Source organism: Streptomyces xinghaiensis S187, from assembly GCF_000220705.2.
Taxonomy (GTDB): Bacteria; Actinomycetota; Actinomycetes; order Streptomycetales; family Streptomycetaceae; genus Streptomyces; species Streptomyces xinghaiensis.
In genome coordinates this window covers 3,981,637-4,003,566 of record NZ_CP023202.1, presented here as the reverse complement: position 1 = coordinate 4,003,566, position 21,930 = coordinate 3,981,637, and the positions used below count along the sequence as shown (strand labels likewise).

Sequence of the window (21,930 nt, the reverse complement as noted above, 5' to 3'; positions counted from 1 at the left end):
CATTCTCCCGCCTCCGGCCACACGCGCACCGCAACGGCCCACACCGCCCAGCCACACCACGGCCACCGCCCCGGGGCCGCGCGCCCCACCCGCACAACAGGTACGCAGCAATGGGCGGGTGGGAGGGCGGTCACCCGCGCGCAGCGCGGGAAAGAACTCCGCGCCCACACCCCGGCGCACCCCGTGCCGGCAGGCACCCCCGCCCGGGGTTGACGGCCCGGAAGCACTGAAAATACCTTTCAGGGGTGAGCGACAGCGTGAAGGAAACTTTCACCGCCCCGGAACCCCGCTCCGGGTCCACCCCACACCACCCCGGCCGCCGCCCGGCCCGCGCACCGGCGGCCACAGCGGCCACGGCGCTCCCGCCCGCCCCGGCGGCCCTCGCCGCGAAGGTCAGAATGCTCGGGCCGGCGATGACCCGTTCCATGCAGCGGGTGGCGGAGGCCGTCGCCGGGGACCCGGCCGGCTGCGCCGCGCTCACCGTCACCGGCCTGGCCGAGCGCACCGGCACGAGCGAGGCCACGGTCGTCCGCGCGGCCCGCGCCCTCGGCTACCCCGGCTACCGCGATCTGCGGCTGGCCCTCGCGGGTCTCGCCGCCCAGCAGGAGTCCGGTGCCGCCCCGGCCGTGACGGCCGACATCGCGGTGGACGACCCGCTGCCGGACGTCATCGCCAAACTGGCCCGCGAGGAGCAGCAGTGCCTAGCCGACACCGCGGCCGGCCTCGACGCCACGCAGCTCGGCGCGGCCGTCACCGCGCTGGCCGGCGCCCGCCGGATCGATGTCTACGGCATCGGGGCGTCCAACCTCGTCGCCCAGGACCTGGCCCAGAAGCTGCTCCGCATCGGCCTGTCCGCGCACGCGCACGCCGATCCGCACCTCGCCATGACGGGCGCGGTCCAGCTGCGCGCCGGGGACGCCGCCGTCGCCATCAGCCACTCCGGCCGCACGGTCGACGTGATCGAACCGCTCCGCACCGCCTTCGGCCGCGGCGCGACGACCGTCGCCGTCACCGGCCACCCGGACGGCGAGATCACCCAGTACGCCGACCACGTACTGACGACCTCCCCCGCCCGGGAGAGCGAGCTGCGGCCGGCGGCGATGTCCAGCCGCACCAGCCAACTGCTGGTCGTGGACTGCCTGTTCATAGGAGTGGCGCAGCGGACCCATGACACCGCGGCGCCCGCCCTCGCCGCCTCGTACGAGGCCCTGGCCCACCGCCACAACCCCCGCGGCTGACCGGTCGGCCCGGCGCGGGCTCACCGGACCCGCGGCACCCGCACACCCCTCACCGCACCCGCCGCACCCGTCCGGCCCGCACCATCCGCCACGTCCGCCGTACCGGACCGCACACGGACCCGCGTACGGGACCCGCACACCGGCCGCGCGCAAGCCGGCCGCACTCACCGCATCGTCCTCCCCGAGAGAGCGGCAGCCATGCCCCCCACCCCCGCACCCGAGCCCTCCCCGGCACCCGGCCGGCCCTCCGAAGACCTCCGCGCCCAGCTCGACACCCTGGCCACCGAGGCGTTCCGCGGCGAACTGGCCGGGATCGACCGGCTGTCCACGCGGGAGATCGCCGAGATCATGAACCGGGAGGACGCCGGCGTCCCCGCCGCCGTGGCCGCGCAGCTGCCGCGGATCGCCGCGGCCGTCGACGGCATCGCCGCGCGGATGGCGCGGGGCGGCCGGCTGATCTACGCGGGCGCGGGCACCGCCGGGCGTCTCGGCGTGCTGGACGCCAGTGAGTGCCCGCCGACGTTCAACACCCCGCCGGGTCAGGTCGTCGGGCTGATCGCGGGCGGCCCGTCCGCCGTGGTGCACTCCGTCGAGGGCGCCGAGGACGACGGGGAGCAGGCGGCCGCGGACCTCGACGCCCTCGCCCTGGCCCCGGAGGACACGGTGGTCGGCGTCTCCGCCTCCGGCCGCACCCCGTACGCCGTCGGCGCCGTCGAGCACGCCCGCTCCCGGGGGGCGCTGACCGTCGGGCTGTCCTGCAACCCGGGCTCGGCCCTGGCGGCGGCGGCCGAGCACGGCATCGAGGTGGTCACCGGCCCGGAGCTGCTGACCGGTTCGACCCGGCTCAAGGCCGGCACCGCGCAGAAGCTGGTCCTCAACATGCTGTCGACGATCACCATGATCCGGCTGGGCAAGACCTACGGGAATCTGATGGTCGACGTCCGGGCCTCGAACGAGAAGCTGCGCGCCCGCTCCCGGCGGATCGTGGCGCTCGCCACCGGCGCCGGGGAGGGGGAGATCGAGGCCGCGCTGGCCGCCACGGGCGGTGAGGTGAAGAACGCCGTTCTGGTGCTGCTCGGCGGCGTGGACGCCCCCACGGCGGCCCGGCTGCTGGAGGAGGCGGACGGGCGTCTCCGCACCGCCCTGGAAGCGGCCGCGGAACGCTGAGCCGCCAACCCGGCACCCCGGCGGTCCGGCTCCGGCAGCCGGACGGCCCGCGGCACGGGCCGGGGAACGCCGGAGGGCGGCACCCCCTGAGGAGTGCCGCCCTCCGAAACGAGGATCGACGTGACCGGCCGGGGCCGATCAGAAGTCCATGTCACCGCCGGGCATGCCACCCGGAGCGGCCGCGGCGGCCTTCTCCGGCTTGTCGGCGATGACGGCCTCGGTGGTGAGGAACAGCGCGGCGATCGACGCGGCGTTCTGCAGCGCGGAGCGCGTGACCTTCGCCGGGTCGATGACGCCCTCGGCCATCAGGTCGGTGTACTCGCCGGTCGCGGCGTTGAGGCCGTGACCCGGAGTCAGGTTCCGCACCTTCTCGACCACGACGCCGCCCTCGAGACCGGCGTTGACCGCGATCTGCTTGAGCGGGGCCTCCAGCGCGAGCTTGACGGCCTGCGCACCGGTGGCCTCGTCACCCGAGAGGTCCAGCTTCTCGAAGACGGAGACGGTCTGCAGCAGGGCCACGCCACCACCGGCGACGATGCCCTCCTCGACGGCGGCCTTGGCGTTGCGCACCGCGTCCTCGATGCGGTGCTTGCGCTCCTTCAGCTCGACCTCGGTGGCGGCACCGGCCTTGATGACGGCCACGCCGCCGGCCAGCTTCGCCAGGCGCTCCTGGAGCTTCTCGCGGTCGTAGTCCGAGTCGGAGTTCTCGATCTCGGCCCGGATCTGGTTGACGCGGCCCTGGACCTGCTCGCTGTCGCCGGCGCCGTCGACGATCGTCGTCTCGTCCTTGGTGATGACGACCTTGCGGGCGCGGCCCAGCAGCTCCAGACCGGCGTTCTCCAGCTTGAGGCCGACCTCCTCGGAGATGACGGTGCCACCGGTGAGGATGGCGATGTCGCCGAGCATGGCCTTGCGGCGGTCACCGAAGCCGGGCGCCTTGACCGCGACGGACTTGAAGGTGCCGCGGATCTTGTTGACGACCAGGGTCGAGAGGGCCTCGCCCTCGACGTCCTCGGCGATGATCAGCAGCGGCTTGCCGGACTGCATGACCTTCTCCAGCAGCGGGAGGAGGTCCTTGACCGCGCTGACCTTGGAGTTGACGATCAGGATGTACGGGTCGTCGAGCGACGCCTCCATCCGCTCCATGTCGGTGGCGAAGTAGGCGGAGATGTAGCCCTTGTCGAAGCGCATGCCCTCGGTGAGCTCCAGCTCCAGCCCGAAGGTCTGCGACTCCTCGACGGTGATGACGCCTTCCTTGCCGACCTTGTCCATGGCCTCGGCGATGAGCTCGCCGATCTGGGGGTCGCCGGCGGAGATGGAGGCCGTGGAGGCGATCTGCTCCTTGGTCTCGACGTCCTTCGCCTGCTCCAGCAGAGCGGCGGAGACGGCCTCGACGGCCTTCTCGATGCCGCGCTTGAGAGCCATCGGGTTGGCGCCCGCGGCTACGTTGCGGAGGCCCTCGCGGACCAGCGCCTGGGCCAGGACGGTCGCGGTCGTCGTGCCGTCACCGGCGACGTCGTCGGTCTTCTTCGCGACTTCCTTGACCAGCTCGGCGCCGATCTTCTCGTACGGGTCCTCGAGCTCGATCTCCTTGGCGATGGAGACACCATCGTTGGTGATCGTGGGCGCGCCCCACTTCTTCTCGAGGACGACGTTCCGGCCCTTGGGGCCGAGAGTGACCTTGACGGCGTCGGCGAGCTGGTTCATTCCGCGCTCGAGGCCGCGCCGCGCCTCCTCGTCGAACGCGATGGTCTTGGCCATGTGAAGTGGTCCTCCCAGGACTTCGGGGTCCCCCCGGCCTGCGGCTGGGGGAGGATTTCTCCGGACCGCGCTGGCGCCCGCGACGGACGGCCTGCCGGCCTCGCGGTTCCTTGCCCCGCTTGGCCTGCGGGCCTCACCGACCCGGTCCTTCTGTCACTCTCCGGGGGAGAGTGCTAACGCCAATGATTAGCACTCTCCCCCTTCGAGTGCAAGCGCCCACCGGAGCCTCCGGGCGCGTACGGCCCTCACGGCGCGGGCCGGGGCGGGCACGGGACGGGGGCGGGGACGGGCGCGGGCACGGCGAAGGGCCCGCACCCCCTGCGCCGGGGGTGCGGGCCCTTCCGAGGTGTGGCCGGTCGGCGCTCAGCCGGCGACGCGGACCATGTCCGCCTGCGGCCCCTTCTGGCCCTGCGAGATCTCGAACTCCACCCGCTGGCCTTCTTCGAGGGTGCGGTAGCCGTCCATCTGGATCGCGCTGTAGTGCACGAAGACGTCCGCACCACCGTCGACCGCGATGAAGCCGTATCCCTTCTCCGCGTTGAACCACTTGACGGTGCCCTGAGCCATTCCTAACTCCCCTATTACTGGCCCTTGCGCAGGACCGCACTCCGCGGACCCGGGTCAGACCTCACGACCCAGCGGTCCCTTGGCCGTCGGCATGGGGGGACCACCGGGAAGTGTGCGCCGGAACGCGTCGACCGCGGCCGAATGTATCTGCCCAACTGCCCTCTGCAACAGGTCAATCGGACGAGAATTCAGCCGCGGCCGGAAGGGGGGTTCCGGGGGATTCCCGGAGAATCCGGGGCAAGGCGGACCGGGCACGACGGACCTTCGCGACAAATCGCCCTCGTCCTTCGGACACAGGTTGTCGCGTTCTCGTCTGCGGTCGGCGGATGCCGGAAAGGGATCGAACCAACTGTACCGCGCTCAACGACGCGGAATTACCCCCTCCGCTTCTTTGACGGAGGGGGCAATCGCGGTGACGCAGGGTGGGTCCACCGGGTGATCCGCTTCCGGACCGCCCCGGTGCGGCGGCTCAGCCGCCGGCGACCGCCGGGATGATCGAGACGCCCGCGCCGTCCGGCGTGGCCGTCTCCAGGCCCTCGGCGAAGCGGACGTCGTCGTCGTTGACGTAGACGTTGACGAAGCGGCGCAGCTTGCCGGCGTCGTCCAGCACGCGGGGGCCGATGCCCTGGTGGTTCTTCTCCAGGTCCGCGAGCACCTCGGCGAGCGTCGCGCCCTCGGCCTCCACCTCGGCCTTGCCGCCGGTGTAGGTCCGCAGGATGGTCGGGATTCGGACGGTGACGCTCATGCGAGGCCTGCCTCTCGGAAGGATGCGAGGGTGGGACGGATGGTGGCGGAGGGACCGGTGGTGGGGGCCACCGCGTCCAGGGTCTTGAGGCCGTCACCGGTGTTGAGCACGACGGTCTCACCGGCCGGGTCGAGCTGCCCGGTCTCGATGAGCTTCTTCAGCACGCCGACGGTGACACCGCCCGCGGTCTCCGCGAAGACGCCCTCGGTGCGGGCCAGCAGCTTGATGGCGTCGACGATCTGCTCGTCGTTCACGTCCTCGACGGCGCCGCCCGTGCGGCGGGCGATGTCCAGGACGTACGGGCCGTCGGCCGGGTTGCCGATCGCCAGCGACTTGGCGATGGTGTCCGGCTTCACGGGGCGCACCACGTCGTGCCCGTCCTTGAAGGCGCGGGACACCGGGGAGCAGCCCTCGGCCTGCGCGCCGAAGATCTTGTACGGCTTCTCCTCGACCAGCCCGAGCGCGATCAGCTCCTTCAGCCCCTTGTCGATCTTCGTGAGCTGGGAGCCGGAGGCGATGGGGACGACGAGGTTGTCCGGCAGCCGCCAGCCGAGCTGCTCGCAGATCTCGTAGGCCAGGGTCTTGGAGCCCTCGCCGTAGTACGGCCGGAGGTTGACGTTGACGAAGCCCCAGCCCTCGCCGATCGGGTCGCCGATCAGCTCCGAGCAGAAGCGGTTCACGTCGTCGTAGGTGCCCTCGATGCCGACCAGGTCGCCGCCGTAGACCGCGGCCATGACGACCTTGCCGGCCTCCAGGTCGTGCGGGATGAAGACGCAGGAGCGGAAGCCGGAGCGGGCCGCCGCGGCGCCCACCGCGCCGGCCAGGTTGCCGGTGGAGGAGCAGGAGAGGGTGGTGAAGCCGAAGGCGCGCGCGGCCTCGACGGCGATGGCCACCACCCGGTCCTTGAAGGAGTGGGTGGGGTTGCCGGAGTCGTCCTTGACGTGCAGCCCGCCGGTGACGCCCAGCTCGCGGGCGAGCCGGTCGGCCTTGATCAGCTTGGTGAAGCCGGGGTTCAGATTGGGCTTCTCCGCGACGTCCGCCGGGACGGGCAGCAGCGGAGCGTAACGCCAGATGTTGTCGGGTCCCGCCGCGATCCGCTCGCGCAGCGCCTCCGGGTCACCGGCGGGCAGCTCGTAAGCGACCTCCAGCGGGCCGAAACACTCGGCACAGGCGAAGACGGGGCCGAGCGGTGTGCGGTGGCCGCATTCGCGGCAGGAGAGGGCGGCGGCGGGGCCCAGATCGACCCGGCCGGGCTGCTGGGGGTGTCCGGGGTTCCCGGCAGCGGAGCCGGTGTTCTCGGCGTTTCCGGTGTTCTCGGTGGTGTCCGTTTGTCCAACGGTGTGCACAGCCATGCAGGCGAGGCCCTTTCTCCTCATCTTCCTCACGGCGTACCTCGCCGCGAGCCGGAATTGGCACCTTCCCCACCGGGAGCCTCGCTCCGGACGCTGTGCGTCGGAGGACCGAGACCGGCGGGAGGGTTGCCGGGGCTTCAACGGGCCGTTCCCTCTGCCCCTCTGGATGAGCGGTATGGCACCGGGCGGGGCCCGGGCGTTTGTGGGCGCCGACCACCCCCGAGATGCGGTGGTCACGCGTGTTGCTCAAGACTGTAACCGAAGGCTCGGACTGTGGAGGCAGGCGTCCGAACCGCGAGATGCGGCCGCTGCTGGGCGGCGGCATCCCCGAACAGGCAGGGAGACGATCACGTGCTGGAAGAGGTGGAGCTCTGGCTGGACCGGCACTCCTGGTCCGCCTCCGAACGTCCGCTCGACGCTCTGCGCGCCGCGAAACAGGCGGCCGGAGCCTCCGGGACGGTCAGCGTCGTTCTCCCCGCCCTCAACGAGGAGGCCACGGTCGGGGCGATCGTCGAGGCGATACGTGGCGAACTGATGTCCGGGGAGACCCCGCTCGTCGACGAACTCGTCGTCATGGACTCCGGGTCCTCCGACGGCACCTCCCGGGTCGCCGCGGAGGCCGGGGCCCGGGTGGTGCACCGCGACTCCGTCCTGCCCCGGATACCGGTCGCGGCCGGCAAGGGGGAGGTGCTGTGGCGGTCACTGCTGGTGACCGAGGGGGAGATCGTCTGCTTCGTCGACGCGGACCTGCGCGAGTTCGACTGCCGGTTCGTCTCCGGCATCGTCGGGCCGCTGCTGACCGATCCCGGCCTGCACCTGGTCAAAGCCATGTACGACCGCCCGATGAGCGGCGGCGGCGAACGCGGCGGCCGGGTCACCGAGCTGGTGGCCCGCCCGCTGCTCAATCTGCACTGGCCGCAGCTCGCCGGCTTCGTCCAGCCCCTGGGCGGCGAGTACGCGGCCCGCAGGGCGCTGCTGGAGCGGCTGCCGTTCCCCGTCGGCTACGGCGTCGAGCTGGGCATGCTCGTCGACACGCTGGAACTCGCCGGGCTGGAGGCGCTCGCCCAGGTGGACGTGGGCGTCCGGCACCACCGCAACCAGGACGGCCAGGCGCTCGGGCGGATGGCCGCCACGATCTACAGCACCGCCCAGCGGCGGCTGGAGCGCGGCCACCTCGTGCGCCCCGTGCTGACCCAGTTCGACCGCGGCTCGGACCGGCTCTTCAGCCCCACCGTGCACGAGGTGACCACGGAGGAGCGGCCCCCGATGTGCACCGTCCCGGAGTACACGGCCCGGCAGCGCCGGAGGGCGGCGTGAGGCCGGCGCGGAGCCGTCCGCCGGGCAGGCCGTCGGACGCGCCCGGCGGGCTCCGCGGCGCCCGGCGGCGGCGCTGTGCGCCGTGGCGGCGCCGTGCGCGGGGTTCCGGCCTGGCCCGCGCCACCGGTGTGACCACGGTGGCCGCCGCCCCGGCCGGCCGCCACGGCGGACCGCTCCCGGCGCGGCGGGGCCCTGTGGCGCCGGCGGGAGGCGGCGGGCGGGGGTCCCGGTCCGCCGGAGGCGCCGGGCACGGCAGGGGTGCCGGGGGAGGCGGGATCCGGCCGGCCCCGGCGGGCCTGTCCGGGCCGGTGCCGGTCCGGGTGCGGCGGGCCGTGCCGGGGGCGCCGGTGCGGGTCCCCGTGCCCGTGCCGCCGGTCCCGGTACCGGTACGGCCCGTGCCGGTTCCCGTACCCGTGCCGCCGCCCGCCCCGGTGCGGCCCGTGCCCGTGCCGCCGGTGCCGCCTGCCCCGGTGCGGCCCGCCCGTCCCCGGGGCGGCGTCTTCCGGCCGGACTCGGCCGGGGTGCGGAAACGCACGTTTGAGCGGATCACGGTCGGGCTAGGCTCGCGTCATGGTCGCTGAGCAGGCAGCCCGCATACTCGTCGCGTCCAACCGCGGCCCCGTCTCGTACAGCCTCGCCGGGCAGGAACCGCCGGGTCACGGCGGTGACGGCGGGTCCGGGGCGGAGAACGCCCCCGCTCTCGTCGCCAAACGCGGTGGCGGCGGGCTCGTCTCGGGGCTCTCGGCGGTCGAGGGCGACGCGGTCTGGGTCTGCGCGGCCCTCGGCGACGGCGACCGCGAGGCCGTGCGCCGTACCGGCGGGCATCTCGACCCCGCCGACACCGGCGGCCAGACGGTACGGATGCTGGACATCGACCCGGACGTCTTCGCCACCGCGTACAACGGCGTGGCCAACTCGGTGCTGTGGTTCGTGCACCACATGCTGTACCAGACGCCCTTCGAGCCGGTGTTCGACGCCGAGTTCCGCCGTCAGTGGGCCGCCTACGAGGCGTACAACGCGGCCTTCGCCGACGCGCTGGCCGAGGAGGCCGCCGAGGGCGCCGCCGTCCTCGTGCAGGACTACCACCTCTGCCTCGTGCCCGGAATGCTCCGCGAACGCCGTCCCGACCTGCGGATCGGCCACTTCTCGCACACCCCCTGGGCCCCGCCGGAGTACTTCCGGCTGCTCCCCGACGACATCGGGCGGCAGCTGCTGCGCGGCATCCTCGGCGCCGACCGCGCGGCCTTCCTCACCCGGCGCTGGGCCGACGCCTTCACCGCCTGCTGCACCGACCTCCTCGGCGAACCGCCGGCCACCCGCGTCGGGGTGCACGGCCTGGGCGCGGACGCCGACTTCCTGCGCGAACGCTCACGGCGGCCGGACGTCGACGAACGGCTCGCGACCCTGCGCGAGCAGATCGGCCCCGGCCGGAAGGTGATCGTCCGGGTCGACCGGACCGAGCTGTCCAAGAACATCGTCCGCGGCCTGCTCGCCTACCGCGAACTGCTGACGGACCGCCCCGAGTGGCGCGGGCGCGTCGTGCACGTCGCGTTCGCCTACCCGTCCCGGCAGGATCTGGCCGTCTACCGCGACTACACGGCCGAGGTCGCCCGGGTCGCCGAGGAGATCAACGAGACCTTCGGCACGGACGGCTGGCGGCCGGTGATCCTCCACGTCGAGGACGACTTCGCCCGCTCCCTGGCCGCGTACCGGCTCGCCGACGTGGCCCTGGTCAACCCGATCCGGGACGGCATGAACCTCGTCGCCAAGGAGATCCCGCTCGTCTCCGACGAGGGCTGCGCGCTGGTCCTCTCGCGGGAGGCCGGGGCGTACGAGGAGCTCGGCGAGGACGCGGTGACGGTCAACCCGTACGACGTGTCGGGCACGGCCCGGGCCCTGGACACCGCCCTGGGCATGGGGACCGCCGAACGGGCCGAACGCACCAAGCGGCTGGCCGCCGCGGCGTCCTCGCTCCCGCCCCAGCGGTGGTTCCTGGACCAGCTGAACGCGCTGTAGCGCGGGGTGCGCGGGGTTCCGCGCGAGTCGCAGGTCCGGGGTGATCCGGGCCCGGGTGCGCTGGGGCCGCGCGGGTGCGCGGGGTCCGGGGTTCCGCGCGGGTGCGGGCGGCGCGGGTTCCGCGCGGGGTGGCCGGTTCGCGCCGGGCGCGGGGCGGGTTCGTGCAGGGCGCGGGGCTTCCTTCGTTGCGCCGGGTTCGGGCCGGGGTTCGCGCCGGTCCGGGGTGCGAGGGCGATGGTCCGGCGTCCGCGGCGCCGTTTCCCCCGCGCTGCGCGCGGGGTGCGACCCTCCCGCCCGCCCATTGCTGCTCATCGTCCTGCGGGCACACGACAGGGGCAGGGTGCTTCCTGCGGGCAGTCGGCAGCAGTTGCGGCATGGCGGGTGCCTGCACGAGCCCCGCCCTCTCCGGCGGCCACGGCGCCGAAGCCACCGGGCCGGGGCTCCGGGCGAGACCACCGGGTGGGGAGCGCCGGGCGAGACCACCGGGTGGGGAGCGCCGGGCGAGACCACCGGGTGGGGAGCGTCGGGCAGGGCCGCCGGGTGGGGAGCGTCGGGCCGGGCCGCCGGGCGCGGGGGCGCCGGGGCGAATCCGCCAGGCCGGGGCACCAGGCGGAGTCGCGGGCAGGAGCACCGGGCCGGGGCGCCGCCAGGCCGGGGCGCCAGGCGGAGTTGCCGGGCAGAGCCTCCGGCCTCCGGCCGGGCCGGCCGTTCTCAGTCCTGTTGTTCCGCCACCGCGGTGGCCAGGGCGTCGAGGAGGTTCACGACCCCCTCCGGGCCGTCGGCCACCACATCGGCCCGTTCCGCCAGTTCCTCGGCGCCCTCCCCGGCGGCGGCCGCGCTGCACACCAGCAGTCCGGGCACGCCCTGAGACCTCAGCTCGTCCACCGCCGCGTAGGCCGCCAGGTCCCCGAGGTCGTCCCCGGCGTACACGACCGCGCCGGCCCCGCTCTCCCGTACGTAAGCGGTCAGCGCCACGCCCTTGTCGATCCCCGGCGGGCGCAGTTCCAGCACCATCCGGCCGGGTTCGACGATCAGTCCGTGCCGCTCGGCCAGGGCCGCGAGGGGCTCGCGCAGTTGCTCGAAGGCGGCCTGGGGGTCAGTGGCCCGGCGGGTGTGCACCGCCACGGCGCGGCCCTTGTCCTCGACCCACGTTCCCTTCCAGGCCCCGTTGTGGTCGAGGACCCCGGGCAGTTCCGCGCGGACGGCGGCGACGCCCGGGTGCGGGTCGGGCGCGGTCACGGTGGCGCTGACGGCGTCCCAGCGCTCGGCGCCGTAGTGGCCGAGAACCACGAGGTGTTCCAGTCCGGGGACCCCGCTGAATCCGCCGTTCCGCACCGCGACGTCGGCGGGGCGGCCGGTGATCACGGCGATCGAACGGAGGAGCGGCGCGAGGCGGGCGAGCGCCGGTACGGCACCGGGGTGGGCGCGGGCCTGTTCGGGGTCCGGCACGATCGGTGCGAGGGTGCCGTCGAAGTCGAGGGCCACGACAGCCCGTTCGGGCCGTTCCAGAAGCGCGGCGAGGCCGTCGCGCCCGGCGTCGGTGACAGGGGTCGGCAGGGGATGCGGATGACTGCCCATGCGGCCGAGCCTACCGGGACCGGCGGCGCCCCCGACGCCCCGCCTTTCCGGCCATCCCGGCCTTCCTCCGACTGCCGCACGGGGCGCACGGACCGCGTCGGAGGGTCGCCCGGCTCTTCGCCCGCAGGAGGGATGAGCAGTAACGGGCAGAGCGGGAGGGTCACGCCCCGCGCGCAGCGCGGGAACCACTTCGGGGCGCTCCTCGGACCCCGGCCCCACCGACACGCCCCCGCGCGCAGCGCGGGAACAGCTCTGCGCACCCGCACCGGGAAGCGCCTCCCCGGCTCCACCCGCCACACGGACCGGGCCGCTCCCGGCACCCTGCCCGCAGGAGGGATGAGCAGTAACGGGCAGGGCGGGAGGGTGGCACCCCGCGCGCAGCGCGGGAGAAGAACTCCGCGCCCGGAAAGCCGCCCCGGCCTCAGCGGCGAGCGCGCCGCTCCTCGCGCACCCGGCGGAGGCGGTTGACCGTGACCGGATCGTGGGCCAGCGCCCGCGGATCGTCGAGCAGGGCGTTGAGCAGCTGGTAGTAGCGGGCCGGGGAGAGCCCGAGCTGCTCCCGGATCGCCCGCTCCTTGGCTCCGGGCCCCGGCCAGGAACGCCGCTCGACGGAGAGGACGGCCCGGTCGCGGTCGGTCAGCCCCTGGGCGCCGCCCCGGTCACCGCCGCCCTCGGGCACCGCCTCGTCGTCTCCGGTCTCGTTCACACCGTCCAACATAACGGCCCCCGCCGACGCCCCGGCCGGCCCGCGCCGCCCACCCGGGCGAGAGGCACGGGGCACCCGTCCCGGACCGGAGGGGACCCGAACCGGAAGGGGCTCAACCGGAAGGGCCGGCCCGCAAGACCCGCGCCGCGGCCCCGCCGCGGAGGGCGGAGCCCTCAGCGGGCGGCGTTCTCCGTGGCGAAGGCGTCGCGCTGGATCCGCGAGAGCACCCCGCTCGGATCGCCGTCGCGCGCCACCGCCGAACCGATCTCCTGCTTCACCGTCTTGCTGACGTACGCCCACGTCGTCTTGTTCGACGGATAGTGCACGGCCTCCGGGAGCTGGTCGAGGAATTCCCGCATCCGCTCGTGCTTCTCGTCGGCGCGCATCGCCTCCGAGGCGGAGCGGGTGACGGGCAGCATGTCGTACCGGTCGGCGAACTCCAGCGCGTTCGGCTCGCTGTAGACGTAGTCGAGGAAGTCGCCGATCTGCTCCCGGTTGCCGTTCTTCTTGAAGGCCATGAGCCAGTCGTTGACGCCCATCGTCGCCTCGGCCGCGCCGGTCCTGCCGGGGAGCGGCGCCGTCCCGAACTCGACGCCCTCCTTCTCCGCCTGCCGCATCAGCGTCGGGTGGCCGTTGAGCATGCCGACCTCGCCGCGGGCGAAGGCGTCGAACGCGTCCTGGCGGTTGAGGGCGGCCGGGTCCCCGGGACCGGTGAGGCCCTTGCCGACGAGTTCGTCGCGGAGCCACTCGAACGCCCGTATGTTCTCGGGCGAGTCCAGCGTGTACGAGCCGACGCTGTCGACGAAGCCGCCGCCCCCGCTGAGCGACCACAGCATGGTCTCGGCCTGCGCCTCCTCCGGGCCGAGCGGCAGCGCGTACGGGGTCTCTACCCCGGCGTCCTTCAACGCCTCGGCGGCGTCCTGGAGTTCGGCCCAGCTCTGCGGCGGCTCCTCGATGCCGGCCTCGGCGAAGAGGGCCTTGTTGTAGAAGAACAGCCTGGTGCTGGCGGCGAACGGCAGTCCGTATTGCACCCGGCGGAACTCGCCGGCCTCCGCGAGCTTGGGGAGGAAGTCCGCCTGGGTGGGGATGGAGAGGACTTCGTCGGCGCGGTAGAGCTTGTTCCGGTCGGCGTAGTCGGCGTAGGAACCGATCTGCGCGATGTCCGGTTCCTCACCGCGTTTGACCATGTCGGCGACCTTCTTGTCGACCTCCGCCCAGCTGTAGACGCTGATGTCGATCGAGACGCCGGGGTGGCTGGACTCGTAGTCCGCCGCGAGCTGGTCCCAGTACCTCCGGGAGGTGTTGGCCTCGCTGTCGCCGTAGTCGGCGGCGACCAGGCGGAGGGTGACCTCGCCGCCGGAGCCTCCGCATCCGGAGAGCGTGAGGGTCATGGCCGTCGCGACAGCCGCCGCGAGGAGTCCCGAGTACCGCCGTCGCACTACCGATACCGCCTTCTGTCTTGCTTGTTGTTCATGGTTTTTCGTCCGGTTCCCGCCCGGTTGATGTCCGGCCGCCGTGCGGCTGCCCGCCGGCCGCCGTCCGGCCGCTTCCGGTTCCCGACCGGTCCCCGACCGGTTCCCGACCGGTTACCGGCCGGCCCCGCCCGGCGCCGCGCCGGGCCTTCCGCTCCGGCCGCGCCCCCGGCTCCGCTCCCGGTTCCGGCCGGCAGCGGCCCGGCGGGCTTCGCCCGCGCCGCCCGGGGTCTGACGGTTCCTCTCCCGCACCATCCGTCCCGCCCGCACCGTTCGCACCGTCCGCGGCTTTCCCCGCACCCTGCCGGTGTCCTGCCGGTCCTGCCAGATCTCTTCCCGGTGTCTACTCGGTCTCTTCTCACTGTCTTCATGCCGTGCCGATCCGGTGCCGCGGGCCGTGACCGGCCCCTCGGGCGGCCGCGGCCGCCGCGCCGGCTCCGCGCCGACGGACGGAATCGCACATAAGGCATCGGACCGGACACCGCCGTCCGTTATACGAACGCTTTACTCTACGAGGGTAAGTGGACTAGACCTGTCGGGGCCATCCGGGCGAGACTGTTTCCGTGAGACATGCCATCGCCCCCGCTCCGCCCGGCACCGGGACGGAAGCCGCTCCTCCCCGGGCCGGAGGCACCGCCCGCACCCGGGGCCGGGCCGGCCGGCGACCGCTCCCCCACCTCGTCCCGGCGGCCCCGGGGAACGCCGCGGGCCGCCCGGACGCGGGCCCGCCGGCCCGCGTCCCCCTCTCCGCGGAGGTAGCCACCTGATGGCGACTCAACACGTGTTCACCGGCGCCCGCGTGGTGCTGCCGTCCGGCGTCGTCGAGAACGGGCGGCTGGTCGTGGAGGGCACCGTCATCGCGGACGCCGCCGCCGAGCACCCCGCGCCCCCGGCGCTCCTCCCCGACGGCACCCCGGCCGGAGCGGGCGGAGCGGACGGCCCCACCGGCCCCACCGGTCCCGCCCGCACCGCCGCCGACGCCGCCACCCTGGACCTCACCGGGTACTGGATCGTCCCCGGCTTCGTCGACATGCACGTCCACGGCGGCGGCGGGGCCTCCTTCTCCGCCGGCACCGCCGAGGAGGCGCTGGCCGTGGCCGCCACCCACCGGCGGCACGGCACCACCACCATGGCCGCGTCCACCGTCACCGACCGCCTCGACGACCTCGCCCGGCAGGCGGCCGTCCTCTCCGAGCTCGTCGAGCAGGGCGAGCTGGCGGGGATTCACTTCGAGGGCCCGTTCATCGCCCCGTGCCGCCGCGGCGCCCACGACCCGGGGCTGCTCCGCGACCCCGAGCCGGGAGACGTCAAACGGCTGATCGACGCGGCCCGCGGCACCGCCCGGATGATGACCCTCGCGCCCGAACTGCCCGGCGGCCTGGACTCCGTACGGCTCCTCGCCGACCTGGGCGTGATCGCCGCCGTCGGCCACACCGACGCCGGCTACGAGGCCACCGCCGAGGCCGTCGACGCGGGCGCCACCGTGGCCACCCACCTCTTCAACGCCATGCCGGGCCTGCACCACCGCCACCCCGGCCCCGTCGCCGCCCTCCTGGAGGACGAACGGGTCACCGTCGAGCTGATCAACGACGGCGTGCACCTCCACCCGGCCGTGGTCGGCCTCGCCTTCAGCCGCGCGGGCGCCGGCCGCGTCGCCTTCATCACCGACGCCATGGCGGCGGCGGGCAAGGGCGACGGCCGCTATCCGCTCGGCGGGCTGGAGGTCGAGGTGCGGGACGGCGTGGCACGGCTGGTCGAGGGCGGCGCCATCGCCGGCTCCACGCTCACCCTGGACACCGCCTTCCGGCGGGCCGTCACCCTCGGCGGCCTCCCCGTCGGGCACGTCGTCCGCGCCCTGTCGGAGAATCCGGCCCGGCTGCTGGGCGTGGCGGACCGCGTCGGCTCGCTCGAAGCGGGCAAGGACGCCGATCTGGTGATTCTCGACGCCGAGTTCGCGGTCGCCGGCGTCATGCGCCGCGGTGAATGGGTGGTTGGGCCGGAAGTGGGCTGATTTCCCGCGCCGTTGACTCTCCGGCACCCGTCGTCCAGGCTGCGGCGAGCGGTTCGGCACACTGGGCCGGCCGCCGCTGTTTTGGCATGATCACCCCCGCACGAGTGAGCGACCGGCTCGACTCGGCCGACCGGGCCCGTCATCCCAGCGCGCCCGACCCAGAGGAGAGAAGGGGGACCAGGTGATCATCACCGTCACGCTCAACGCCGCCCTGGACATCACCTACCGCGTCCCCCGCTTCACCCCGCGCACCGCCCACCGGGTCACCGAGACCATCGAACGCCCGGGCGGCACGGGCGTCACCGTGGCCCGGCTGCTGGCGGCACTCGGCCACCGCACTGTCGTGACGGGCTTCGCGGGCGGCCCCACCGGCGAGGTGCTGCGCCGGCTGCTCGCGGAGGAATACGGAACGGAGCGGTACGGAACGGAGCGGTACGGAGAGAAGGACGGGGAGGGCGGCGGGGGCGCGGACGGGGGCGGCCGGCGCCCGGACACCCCCGGAGCCCCCGGTGCCGGCCGGGTCGAGGAGGCGCTCACCCCGGTCTCCGGCTCCACCCGCCGCACGATCGGCGTCGTCGACACCGCCACCGGCGAGATCACCCGCCTCAAGGAGGCCGGCCCGCTCGTCACCCGCGCCGAATGGGATTCCTTCCGCGCGGCCTTCACCGGGCTCCTCCCGGGCGCGGACGCCGTCGCGCTCTGCGGCAGCCTGCCCCCGGGCCTCCCGGTCGGCAGCTACGCCACCCTGGTGCGGGCCGCGCAGGCCGCGGGCGTCCCGGTCCTGCTCGACACCCACGGCGAACCACTGCGCCGGGGCATCGCCGCCCGCCCCGACCTCGTCGCGACGACCGCCGGGGAGCTGACCGCGCTCACCGGCTTCGCCGAACCCGTGCGCGCCGCGCACGAGGCCCGGCGACGGGGCGCCCGCGCCGTGGCCGCCTCGCTGGGCGGGGACGGCGTGCTCGTCGCCACGGCGGACGGCAGCCTGCGCGCGGTCCCGCCCCGGCCGCCCGGCGGCGACCCCACCCGGGCCTGCGAGGCGGCCGTGGCCGGGCTGCTCTCCGCCCTCGCCGAGGGGCTGCCCTGGCCGGAGCGGCTGAGCCGCGCGGTCGCCCTCTCGGCGGCGGCCGCCACCGCCCCGGGGCCCGGCGAGTTCGACCACGCCGCGTACACGCGCCTGCTGCCGGACATCGAGACCACCGAACACCCCCTGTGACGCCCGGAAAGCACACCGGCCGCCCCGGGGAACGGATCCCGGGGCGGCCGGTGCGAGGAGAAGTCCCGCGGACGGCAAGCCCCGGGGCGGGCCCGCGCTCAGCGGTCGGGGCGGGCGGAGCACGCGGGGCGGGCGCGCCTCAGTCCTTGATGTGGCCCTCCTTGAGCTGCACCCAGTCGAGGTTGAACTCGCAGCCCTGGCCCTCGCCGCAGGTGAGGTCGAGGGTGTTGGTGCCCTTGGTGAGGTTCACCCAGGAGTAGGTGGTGGTCCAGCCCTTGTCCCACTCGCCTTCCTTGGCGTTCGCCCAGTTCTTCAGCTCCTGCTCACGGTCCTTGCCGTTGACGAGGAGCGTGGCCTTGGTGTCCTTGCCGGGCACGCCGTAGCCGATGAAGAGGGTGTACTTGCCCGCCTTGGGCACGTCGATCCGCCAGGTGGCCGTCGCGCCGGGCTGGTTCATGCCCGCGATGTAGGCCCCGCTCTTGGACCGGGCGCCCTCCACGTCGTTGGCGACGGTCGCACCGCCGGCGGTCTTCATCCCGACCGCGTCGAACTTCTCGGAGGAGAAGGGCTTGGTCTTCTTCCCCTCCTCGTCCTTGCCCTCGTCCGCCGGCTGGTCCTGCCCGCCGTCGGCGGGGAGCGACTCCGAGCTGCCGGCCTCCTGCTTGCCCTCGTCACCGTCATCGTTGGTCAGCATGGCGATGACGATGCCGATGACCACCACGGCGACCACGGCGATCGCCCCGATCAGCAGCCCCTGGCTGTTGGGCCCGCGGCCGCCGCCACCGCGGACACCGCGGCTTCCGTGGCCGGCGGGCGCGGCGCGGCGCGGCGGGGCGCCGCCGGGCAGGGTCTCGGGGGCGGCGTAGGAGGTGTGGGGGCTCTGCCCGTAGGCGGCGGTCGGCTGGTCCGCCGGTGCGGCGCCGGGTCCGTAGCCGGGCCGCTGAGCGGCCTGCTGGCCGCCGTACTGGCGTTCCCCGACCCGGTGCACCTGGTTGTACGAGGTGCGGGGGACCCCGGGCTGCGCCGCGGGCCGGCCGTACTGAGCGGTTCCGCCGTCCGCCGCGCCGTTCGCGCCCCCGTCGCCGCCCTCCGAGCGGTAGAGGTAGGCGAACGGGTCGTCGTTCTCGGGCGTGCCCGCGCCGTTGTTGCCGGCCGTCATCCCCTGTCACTCCCCAACTGGTTTCCGGACCACCGGCGCCGCGTCCACAGCGCCTGGACAGCTCCTATCAGCGGCGGGGCGGCCCGGATAAGGCCTGTGCTGTCCGGATGGTCAATGTTCACGATCGCGTTACCTCGGCCCGCGGCCGATCGATCGAGCCTACCCGCTCACCGCGGCCGCTGTTCCCGGTCCGTCGCCGCTCGCCGGGGCGCCGCGGAGGCGGTCCCGCAAAAGCCCCGCTCGCGGGCGTGCGGCACTGTCCGGATGTGTCCAGTACCACCCGTACCGGCCCGTTCCGTACCGGCCGCGGACGGGCCCGGACCGGCCACGCGCCCCCGGAACCGGCCCCGGGGTCACCCCGCGCGGCGGTGGGCGCGCCCCGCCCGGGAGCGCTTCTCCACGTACATCCGCTGGTCGGCCGATTGCAGGACCTCCTCGGCGGACATCCCGCAGCCGGCCCAGCCGATGCCGAAGCTCGCCCCCACCCGTACCGCGCGCCCGTCCACCCGGATCGGCGGGATGATCGCGTTGCGCAGGCGGACGGCCAAGTCCTGGGCGTCCGCGCGGCCGAGGCCGTCGGCGAGGACGACGAACTCGTCGCCGCCGAGGCGGGCGACCGTGTCGCCGTCCCGCACGCCGTTGGTCAGCCGCCGGGCGACCTCGATGAGGACCGCGTCACCGGTGTGGTGCCCGAACCGGTCGTTGATCGATTTGAAGCCGTCGAGGTCGCAGAAGAGCACCGCGAGCCCCTTGGTGCCGTCGTCCGGCTGCTCCTCGGCCGGGGCGACGGTGTGGACGTGGCCGTCGAAGGCGCTGCCCGGCGGGCCGAAGGGGGCGTCGAAGCCGTCGGTCCGGAAGCCGTTCTCGTCGGTCTCGACGCCCGCGGCCGGCCCGTAGGCGCTGCCGGCCGCCCCGTCCAGCGCGTAGGTCTCGCCGTCCCGGGAGGGCGGGCGGTCGCAGAGCCGGGCGGAGAGCCGGGTGCGCAGCTCGGCGCTGTTGGGGAGGCCGGTGAGGGCGTCGTGGCTGGCGCGGTGGGCGAGCTGCAGTTCGTGCCGCTTGCGCTCCTCGATGTCCTCGACGTGGGTGAGCAGGAAGCGCGGCCCGTCGGCCGCGTCGGCGACGACGGAGTTGCGCAGCGAGACCCAGACATAGCTGCCGTCGCGCCGGGCCAGCCGCAGCTCGGCCCGGCCGCCCTCGGCGGAGGTGCGGAGCAGCAGCCCGATGTCGTCGGGGTGGACGAGGTCGGAGAAGGAATAGCGGCGCATCGCGGAGGCGGGGCGGCCCAGCAGCCGGCAGAGGGCGTCGTTGGCGCGGAGCAGACGGCCGTGCTGGTCGCCGCCCATCTCGGCGATGGCCATGCCGCTGGGCGCGTACTCGAACGCCTGGCGGAAGCTCTCCTCGCTGGCGCGCAGGGCCTGCTGCTCGCGTTCCAGCCGGACGAGGGCGCGCTGCATGTTGGCGCGCAGCCGGGCGTTGCTGATGGCGATGGCGGCCTGGAAGGCGTACATCTGCAGGGCCTCGCGGCCCCAGGGGCCGGGCCGGCGGCCGTTGCGGGGCCGGTCGACGGCGATGACGCCGAGCAGGTCGTCGCTGGAGGAGTACATCGGGGCGAGCAGCCGGTCGCCGGGGTGCCACTCGTCGGCGAAGCGCGGCTGGGGGCCGCCGCTGTGCCACTGCGGTACGTCGTCGTCGTCGAGGATCCAGCCCTCGGTGTGCGGTATGAAGCGCAGCTCGCCCCAGCGGGTGCCCATGGAGAGGCGGCGCTCCCAGGCGGTGCGCGAGCCGACGCGGCCGGCGAGCAGCGCCTCGGCGCCGGCGCTGCCCGACACGGCGGCGACGACGAGGTCACCGTCGGGCTGGACGAGGTTGACGGCGGCGAGCTCGTAGCCGAGGCCGGTGATGACTCCGTCGGCGACGGCCTGCAGGGTGTCGGCCAGGCTGCGGGCGGTGTTCAGGTCCGCGACGACACGGTGGAGCTGCCGCAGGGTCGCAAGACGGACGTACGGTTCCGACTCGGCCTCCATCGATTGCACTCCCCGAGACCTCGACAGCAACTCCAGGATCTTGTCGTCTGATTCCACGGCCACTGAATCACAGCGAGCTGCCCACCCGGTACACAGGGTCAACAATTCCCGGCTGCTGTGACTCATGTCACATGATCTTTCGGTGTATTGACGCTTGCGCCGGTGACGGGCCGTCTGCCCTGCCGATTCCTTCCTGAACGCAAATCGCCCGGGCGGGCATCCGCCGGGCGACCTAGGTCCCGGACGGTCCCCGCGCCCGATGTGAGCGCCTCGGGCGTCCGGATAGCGTGCGCACGTGCAGCAGACTCCTTCATCCCCCGCAGCGATCATCCCTCATTCTGAAGGGGTGAGTGACGACGAGTTCCGTGCGGCCATGGCCCGCCTGACGGCCGGCGTGGTGCTGGTGACGGCCCGCGACCCGGAGGAGGGCCCGCATGGGGAGGACGTGGGCATGACAGCGACGGCCTTTATGTCGGTGTCACTTGACCCACCGCTCGCGATGGTGAGCGTTCGCAACGACTCCCGGATGGAGGAGCTGCTGGAACGGCAGCCCCTCTGGGCCGCCTCCGTGCTCGCCGAGAGCCAGCGGCAGACAGCCGGGCGATTCGCGATGAAAGGCCGCATCAGCGACAAACTCCTCTTCCGGGATGCTCCGCACACCCGCGGCGAGGCATCCGGGGCGCTGCTCGTCGACGGCGCCCTGGCCGCCGTGGAGTGCCGTACGGAGCAGCGCGTCCGGGCCGGGGACCACACCCTGGTGATCGGCCGGGTGATCGGCACCCGGCTGGGGCCCGACGGCGCCGGGCCGCTGACGTATTTCCGGGGACGCTACCGGCGGCTGGGCTGAGCGGAGCGGGCCGCCGGCCGATGGCCGCCTTCGGGCGTGTATTCCGGCAGCGCGAGGACGGGTGGCCGCACGATTGTTTCCGGGCCGCGGGCGGACGCCGCAAACGGGTGACGCAGCGGAATTCACCCGTTCATACGGCGGGCTGTTCTGATCGAACTCGCCCGGCCCTCCCCGAAATACCCAAACGCATTCCGGCGTGAAGGCCGCATACTGGCCTTCACGCCGGAATGACGTTGGTGCGAGCTGCTTTTCTGTCAGACCGCGGGTGCCACCGGGGTGAGGAGCCCGATCAGCGCGAGCAGAACCTCGTCACCGGCACCGGTGGTGAAGGTCTCGGTCTCGGTCTCCGGGGCGTAGTTGACGGCGATGTTCTCCTCGCCGATCTGGCAGATGGTCTGGTTCTGGCCGGCCGTCTGCTCGAAGTCCCCGGGCGGGAACGGCGCCAGCTGCGCGGAGTTGCCGCAGTTCTGCGCGAGGGCCACCACGTCCTTGATCTTGTAACCACCGTTGTAGCCGTCGTTGGCGGCGGCAGACGTCGCGGAGCCCGCGATCATGGCAGCCGCGGCAAGCGACAGGAACGACAGCTTGGCTGTTGTACGCATATTGTTCTCCACTTTCCGCCTTCCCCGTTGGAAGGGCCGATCGAGTTCTATCACTGCCTCAGCAGCTCTTCCGCTTAACCGACACAGGGAAATTCCACATCGATCGAGGACTTCATACGGATGGCCGAACATCTGCCCGGAGGCGGCTCTCC

Annotated in this window: 17 protein-coding genes and 1 riboswitch; of the genes, 7 read left to right on the top strand and 10 right to left on the bottom strand. The window is 73.7% G+C overall.

Annotated features, from left to right (window positions below; genetic code table 11):
• Window positions 1–245 precede the first annotated feature (245 nt).
• Together SXIN_RS17265 and murQ are read left to right on the top strand one after the other, a co-directional pair.
• Window positions 246–1,238 (top strand): MurR/RpiR family transcriptional regulator, encoded by a 993-nt coding sequence (locus SXIN_RS17265; RefSeq protein ID WP_095757193.1) that lies wholly within the window; start codon window positions 246–248, stop codon window positions 1,236–1,238.
• A 198-nt stretch (window positions 1,239–1,436) separates the two neighbouring features.
• On the top strand, window positions 1,437–2,405 hold the full coding sequence (gene murQ, locus SXIN_RS17260) for an N-acetylmuramic acid 6-phosphate etherase (protein ID WP_095757192.1): 969 nt from the start codon (window positions 1,437–1,439) through the stop codon (window positions 2,403–2,405).
• A gap of 138 nt (window positions 2,406–2,543) precedes the next feature.
• Here murQ and groL read toward each other — a convergent pair whose 3' ends face one another.
• The 4 genes from groL to thrC all read right to left on the bottom strand — a co-directional run bounded on the left by groL (window position 2,544) and on the right by thrC (window position 6,830).
• Window positions 2,544–4,166, bottom strand: coding sequence for a chaperonin GroEL (gene groL / locus SXIN_RS17255; protein WP_019711253.1), 1,623 nt, complete (start codon window positions 4,164–4,166; stop codon window positions 2,544–2,546).
• A 363-nt stretch (window positions 4,167–4,529) separates the two neighbouring features.
• Window positions 4,530–4,733 (bottom strand): cold-shock protein, encoded by a 204-nt coding sequence (locus tag SXIN_RS17250; RefSeq protein ID WP_003986833.1) that lies wholly within the window; start codon window positions 4,731–4,733, stop codon window positions 4,530–4,532.
• Window positions 4,734–5,202: 469 nt separating this feature from the next.
• A complete protein-coding gene (locus SXIN_RS17245) occupies window positions 5,203–5,478 on the bottom strand; it encodes a MoaD/ThiS family protein (protein ID WP_019711254.1) in 276 nt (91 codons plus the stop codon).
• Window positions 5,475–6,830 carry a threonine synthase gene (thrC, locus tag SXIN_RS17240; protein WP_019711255.1) on the bottom strand — a complete coding sequence of 452 codons (1,356 nt, stop codon included), beginning with the start codon at window positions 6,828–6,830 and terminating at the stop codon, window positions 5,475–5,477. Before thrC ends, SXIN_RS17245 begins: the two co-directional genes overlap by 4 nt.
• Before the next feature lie 17 nt (window positions 6,831–6,847).
• Window positions 6,848–7,003, bottom strand: a riboswitch (SAM riboswitch).
• A 178-nt stretch (window positions 7,004–7,181) separates the two neighbouring features.
• On the opposite strand from thrC, the gene SXIN_RS17235 reads away from it, so the two are divergent.
• Together SXIN_RS17235 and SXIN_RS17225 are read left to right on the top strand one after the other, a co-directional pair.
• Entirely contained in the window at window positions 7,182–8,147 is a 966-nt protein-coding gene (locus tag SXIN_RS17235) for a glucosyl-3-phosphoglycerate synthase (RefSeq protein ID WP_019711256.1), read from the top strand.
• Between the two features lie 570 nt (window positions 8,148–8,717).
• Window positions 8,718–10,163, top strand: coding sequence for an alpha,alpha-trehalose-phosphate synthase (UDP-forming) (locus tag SXIN_RS17225; RefSeq protein WP_019711257.1), 1,446 nt, complete (start codon window positions 8,718–8,720; stop codon window positions 10,161–10,163).
• A gap of 711 nt (window positions 10,164–10,874) precedes the next feature.
• Here the strand turns inward: SXIN_RS17225 and otsB are convergent.
• The 3 genes from otsB to SXIN_RS17210 form a co-directional block, all read right to left on the bottom strand.
• Window positions 10,875–11,741 carry a trehalose-phosphatase gene (gene otsB / locus SXIN_RS17220; protein WP_019711258.1) on the bottom strand — a complete coding sequence of 289 codons (867 nt, stop codon included), beginning with the start codon at window positions 11,739–11,741 and terminating at the stop codon, window positions 10,875–10,877.
• 421 nt (window positions 11,742–12,162) lie between these two features.
• A complete protein-coding gene (locus SXIN_RS17215; RefSeq protein WP_420341056.1) occupies window positions 12,163–12,447 on the bottom strand; it encodes a DUF3263 domain-containing protein in 285 nt (94 codons plus the stop codon).
• Between the two features lie 173 nt (window positions 12,448–12,620).
• Complete coding sequence (locus tag SXIN_RS17210; protein ID WP_019711260.1) at window positions 12,621–13,838, bottom strand: extracellular solute-binding protein; 1,218 nt, start codon at window positions 13,836–13,838, stop codon at window positions 12,621–12,623.
• 847 nt (window positions 13,839–14,685) lie between these two features.
• Between SXIN_RS17210 and nagA the strand changes: the two genes are divergently transcribed.
• Window positions 14,686–15,930 (top strand): N-acetylglucosamine-6-phosphate deacetylase, encoded by a 1,245-nt coding sequence (gene nagA / locus SXIN_RS17205; RefSeq protein WP_095757190.1) that lies wholly within the window; start codon window positions 14,686–14,688, stop codon window positions 15,928–15,930.
• Between the two features lie 181 nt (window positions 15,931–16,111).
• The gene (locus tag SXIN_RS17200) at window positions 16,112–17,146 is read left to right on the top strand and encodes a 1-phosphofructokinase family hexose kinase (protein WP_095757189.1); all 1,035 of its coding nucleotides are present in this window, start codon (window positions 16,112–16,114) and stop codon (window positions 17,144–17,146) included.
• A gap of 139 nt (window positions 17,147–17,285) precedes the next feature.
• Here the strand turns inward: SXIN_RS17200 and SXIN_RS17195 are convergent, their stop codons facing one another.
• Window positions 17,286–18,305 carry a carbohydrate-binding protein gene (locus SXIN_RS17195; protein WP_095757188.1) on the bottom strand — a complete coding sequence of 340 codons (1,020 nt, stop codon included), beginning with the start codon at window positions 18,303–18,305 and terminating at the stop codon, window positions 17,286–17,288.
• Window positions 18,306–18,658: 353 nt separating this feature from the next.
• Window positions 18,659–20,329 carry a diguanylate cyclase CdgB gene (gene cdgB / locus SXIN_RS17190; RefSeq protein WP_019711261.1) on the bottom strand — a complete coding sequence of 557 codons (1,671 nt, stop codon included), beginning with the start codon at window positions 20,327–20,329 and terminating at the stop codon, window positions 18,659–18,661.
• 295 nt (window positions 20,330–20,624) lie between these two features.
• Between cdgB and SXIN_RS17185 the strand changes: the two genes are divergently transcribed.
• Window positions 20,625–21,176, top strand: coding sequence for a flavin reductase family protein (locus tag SXIN_RS17185; RefSeq protein WP_238153786.1), 552 nt, complete (start codon window positions 20,625–20,627; stop codon window positions 21,174–21,176).
• A gap of 254 nt (window positions 21,177–21,430) precedes the next feature.
• On the opposite strand, the gene SXIN_RS17180 is transcribed toward SXIN_RS17185, so the two are convergent.
• Window positions 21,431–21,778 (bottom strand): hypothetical protein, encoded by a 348-nt coding sequence (locus SXIN_RS17180; RefSeq protein ID WP_019711263.1) that lies wholly within the window; start codon window positions 21,776–21,778, stop codon window positions 21,431–21,433.
• Between the last annotated feature and the right edge of the window lie 152 nt (window positions 21,779–21,930).

Coding starts and splice junctions, on each gene's coding strand:
- SXIN_RS17210 (WP_019711260.1), bottom strand. CDS start 13,838: ATGACCCTCACGCTCTCCGGATGCGGAGGCTCCGGCGGCGAGGTCACC.
- SXIN_RS17250 (WP_003986833.1), bottom strand. CDS start 4,733: ATGGCTCAGGGCACCGTCAAGTGGTTCAACGCGGAGAAGGGATACGGC.
- SXIN_RS17180 (WP_019711263.1), bottom strand. CDS start 21,778: ATGCGTACAACAGCCAAGCTGTCGTTCCTGTCGCTTGCCGCGGCTGCC.
- nagA (WP_095757190.1), top strand. CDS start 14,686: ATGGCGACTCAACACGTGTTCACCGGCGCCCGCGTGGTGCTGCCGTCC.
- groL (WP_019711253.1), bottom strand. CDS start 4,166: ATGGCCAAGACCATCGCGTTCGACGAGGAGGCGCGGCGCGGCCTCGAG.
- murQ (WP_095757192.1), top strand. CDS start 1,437: ATGCCCCCCACCCCCGCACCCGAGCCCTCCCCGGCACCCGGCCGGCCC.
- otsB (WP_019711258.1), bottom strand. CDS start 11,741: ATGGGCAGTCATCCGCATCCCCTGCCGACCCCTGTCACCGACGCCGGG.
- cdgB (WP_019711261.1), bottom strand. CDS start 20,329: ATGGAGGCCGAGTCGGAACCGTACGTCCGTCTTGCGACCCTGCGGCAG.
- SXIN_RS17195 (WP_095757188.1), bottom strand. CDS start 18,305: ATGACGGCCGGCAACAACGGCGCGGGCACGCCCGAGAACGACGACCCG.
- SXIN_RS17245 (WP_019711254.1), bottom strand. CDS start 5,478: ATGAGCGTCACCGTCCGAATCCCGACCATCCTGCGGACCTACACCGGC.
- thrC (WP_019711255.1), bottom strand. CDS start 6,830: ATGGCTGTGCACACCGTTGGACAAACGGACACCACCGAGAACACCGGA.
- SXIN_RS17225 (WP_019711257.1), top strand. CDS start 8,718: ATGGTCGCTGAGCAGGCAGCCCGCATACTCGTCGCGTCCAACCGCGGC.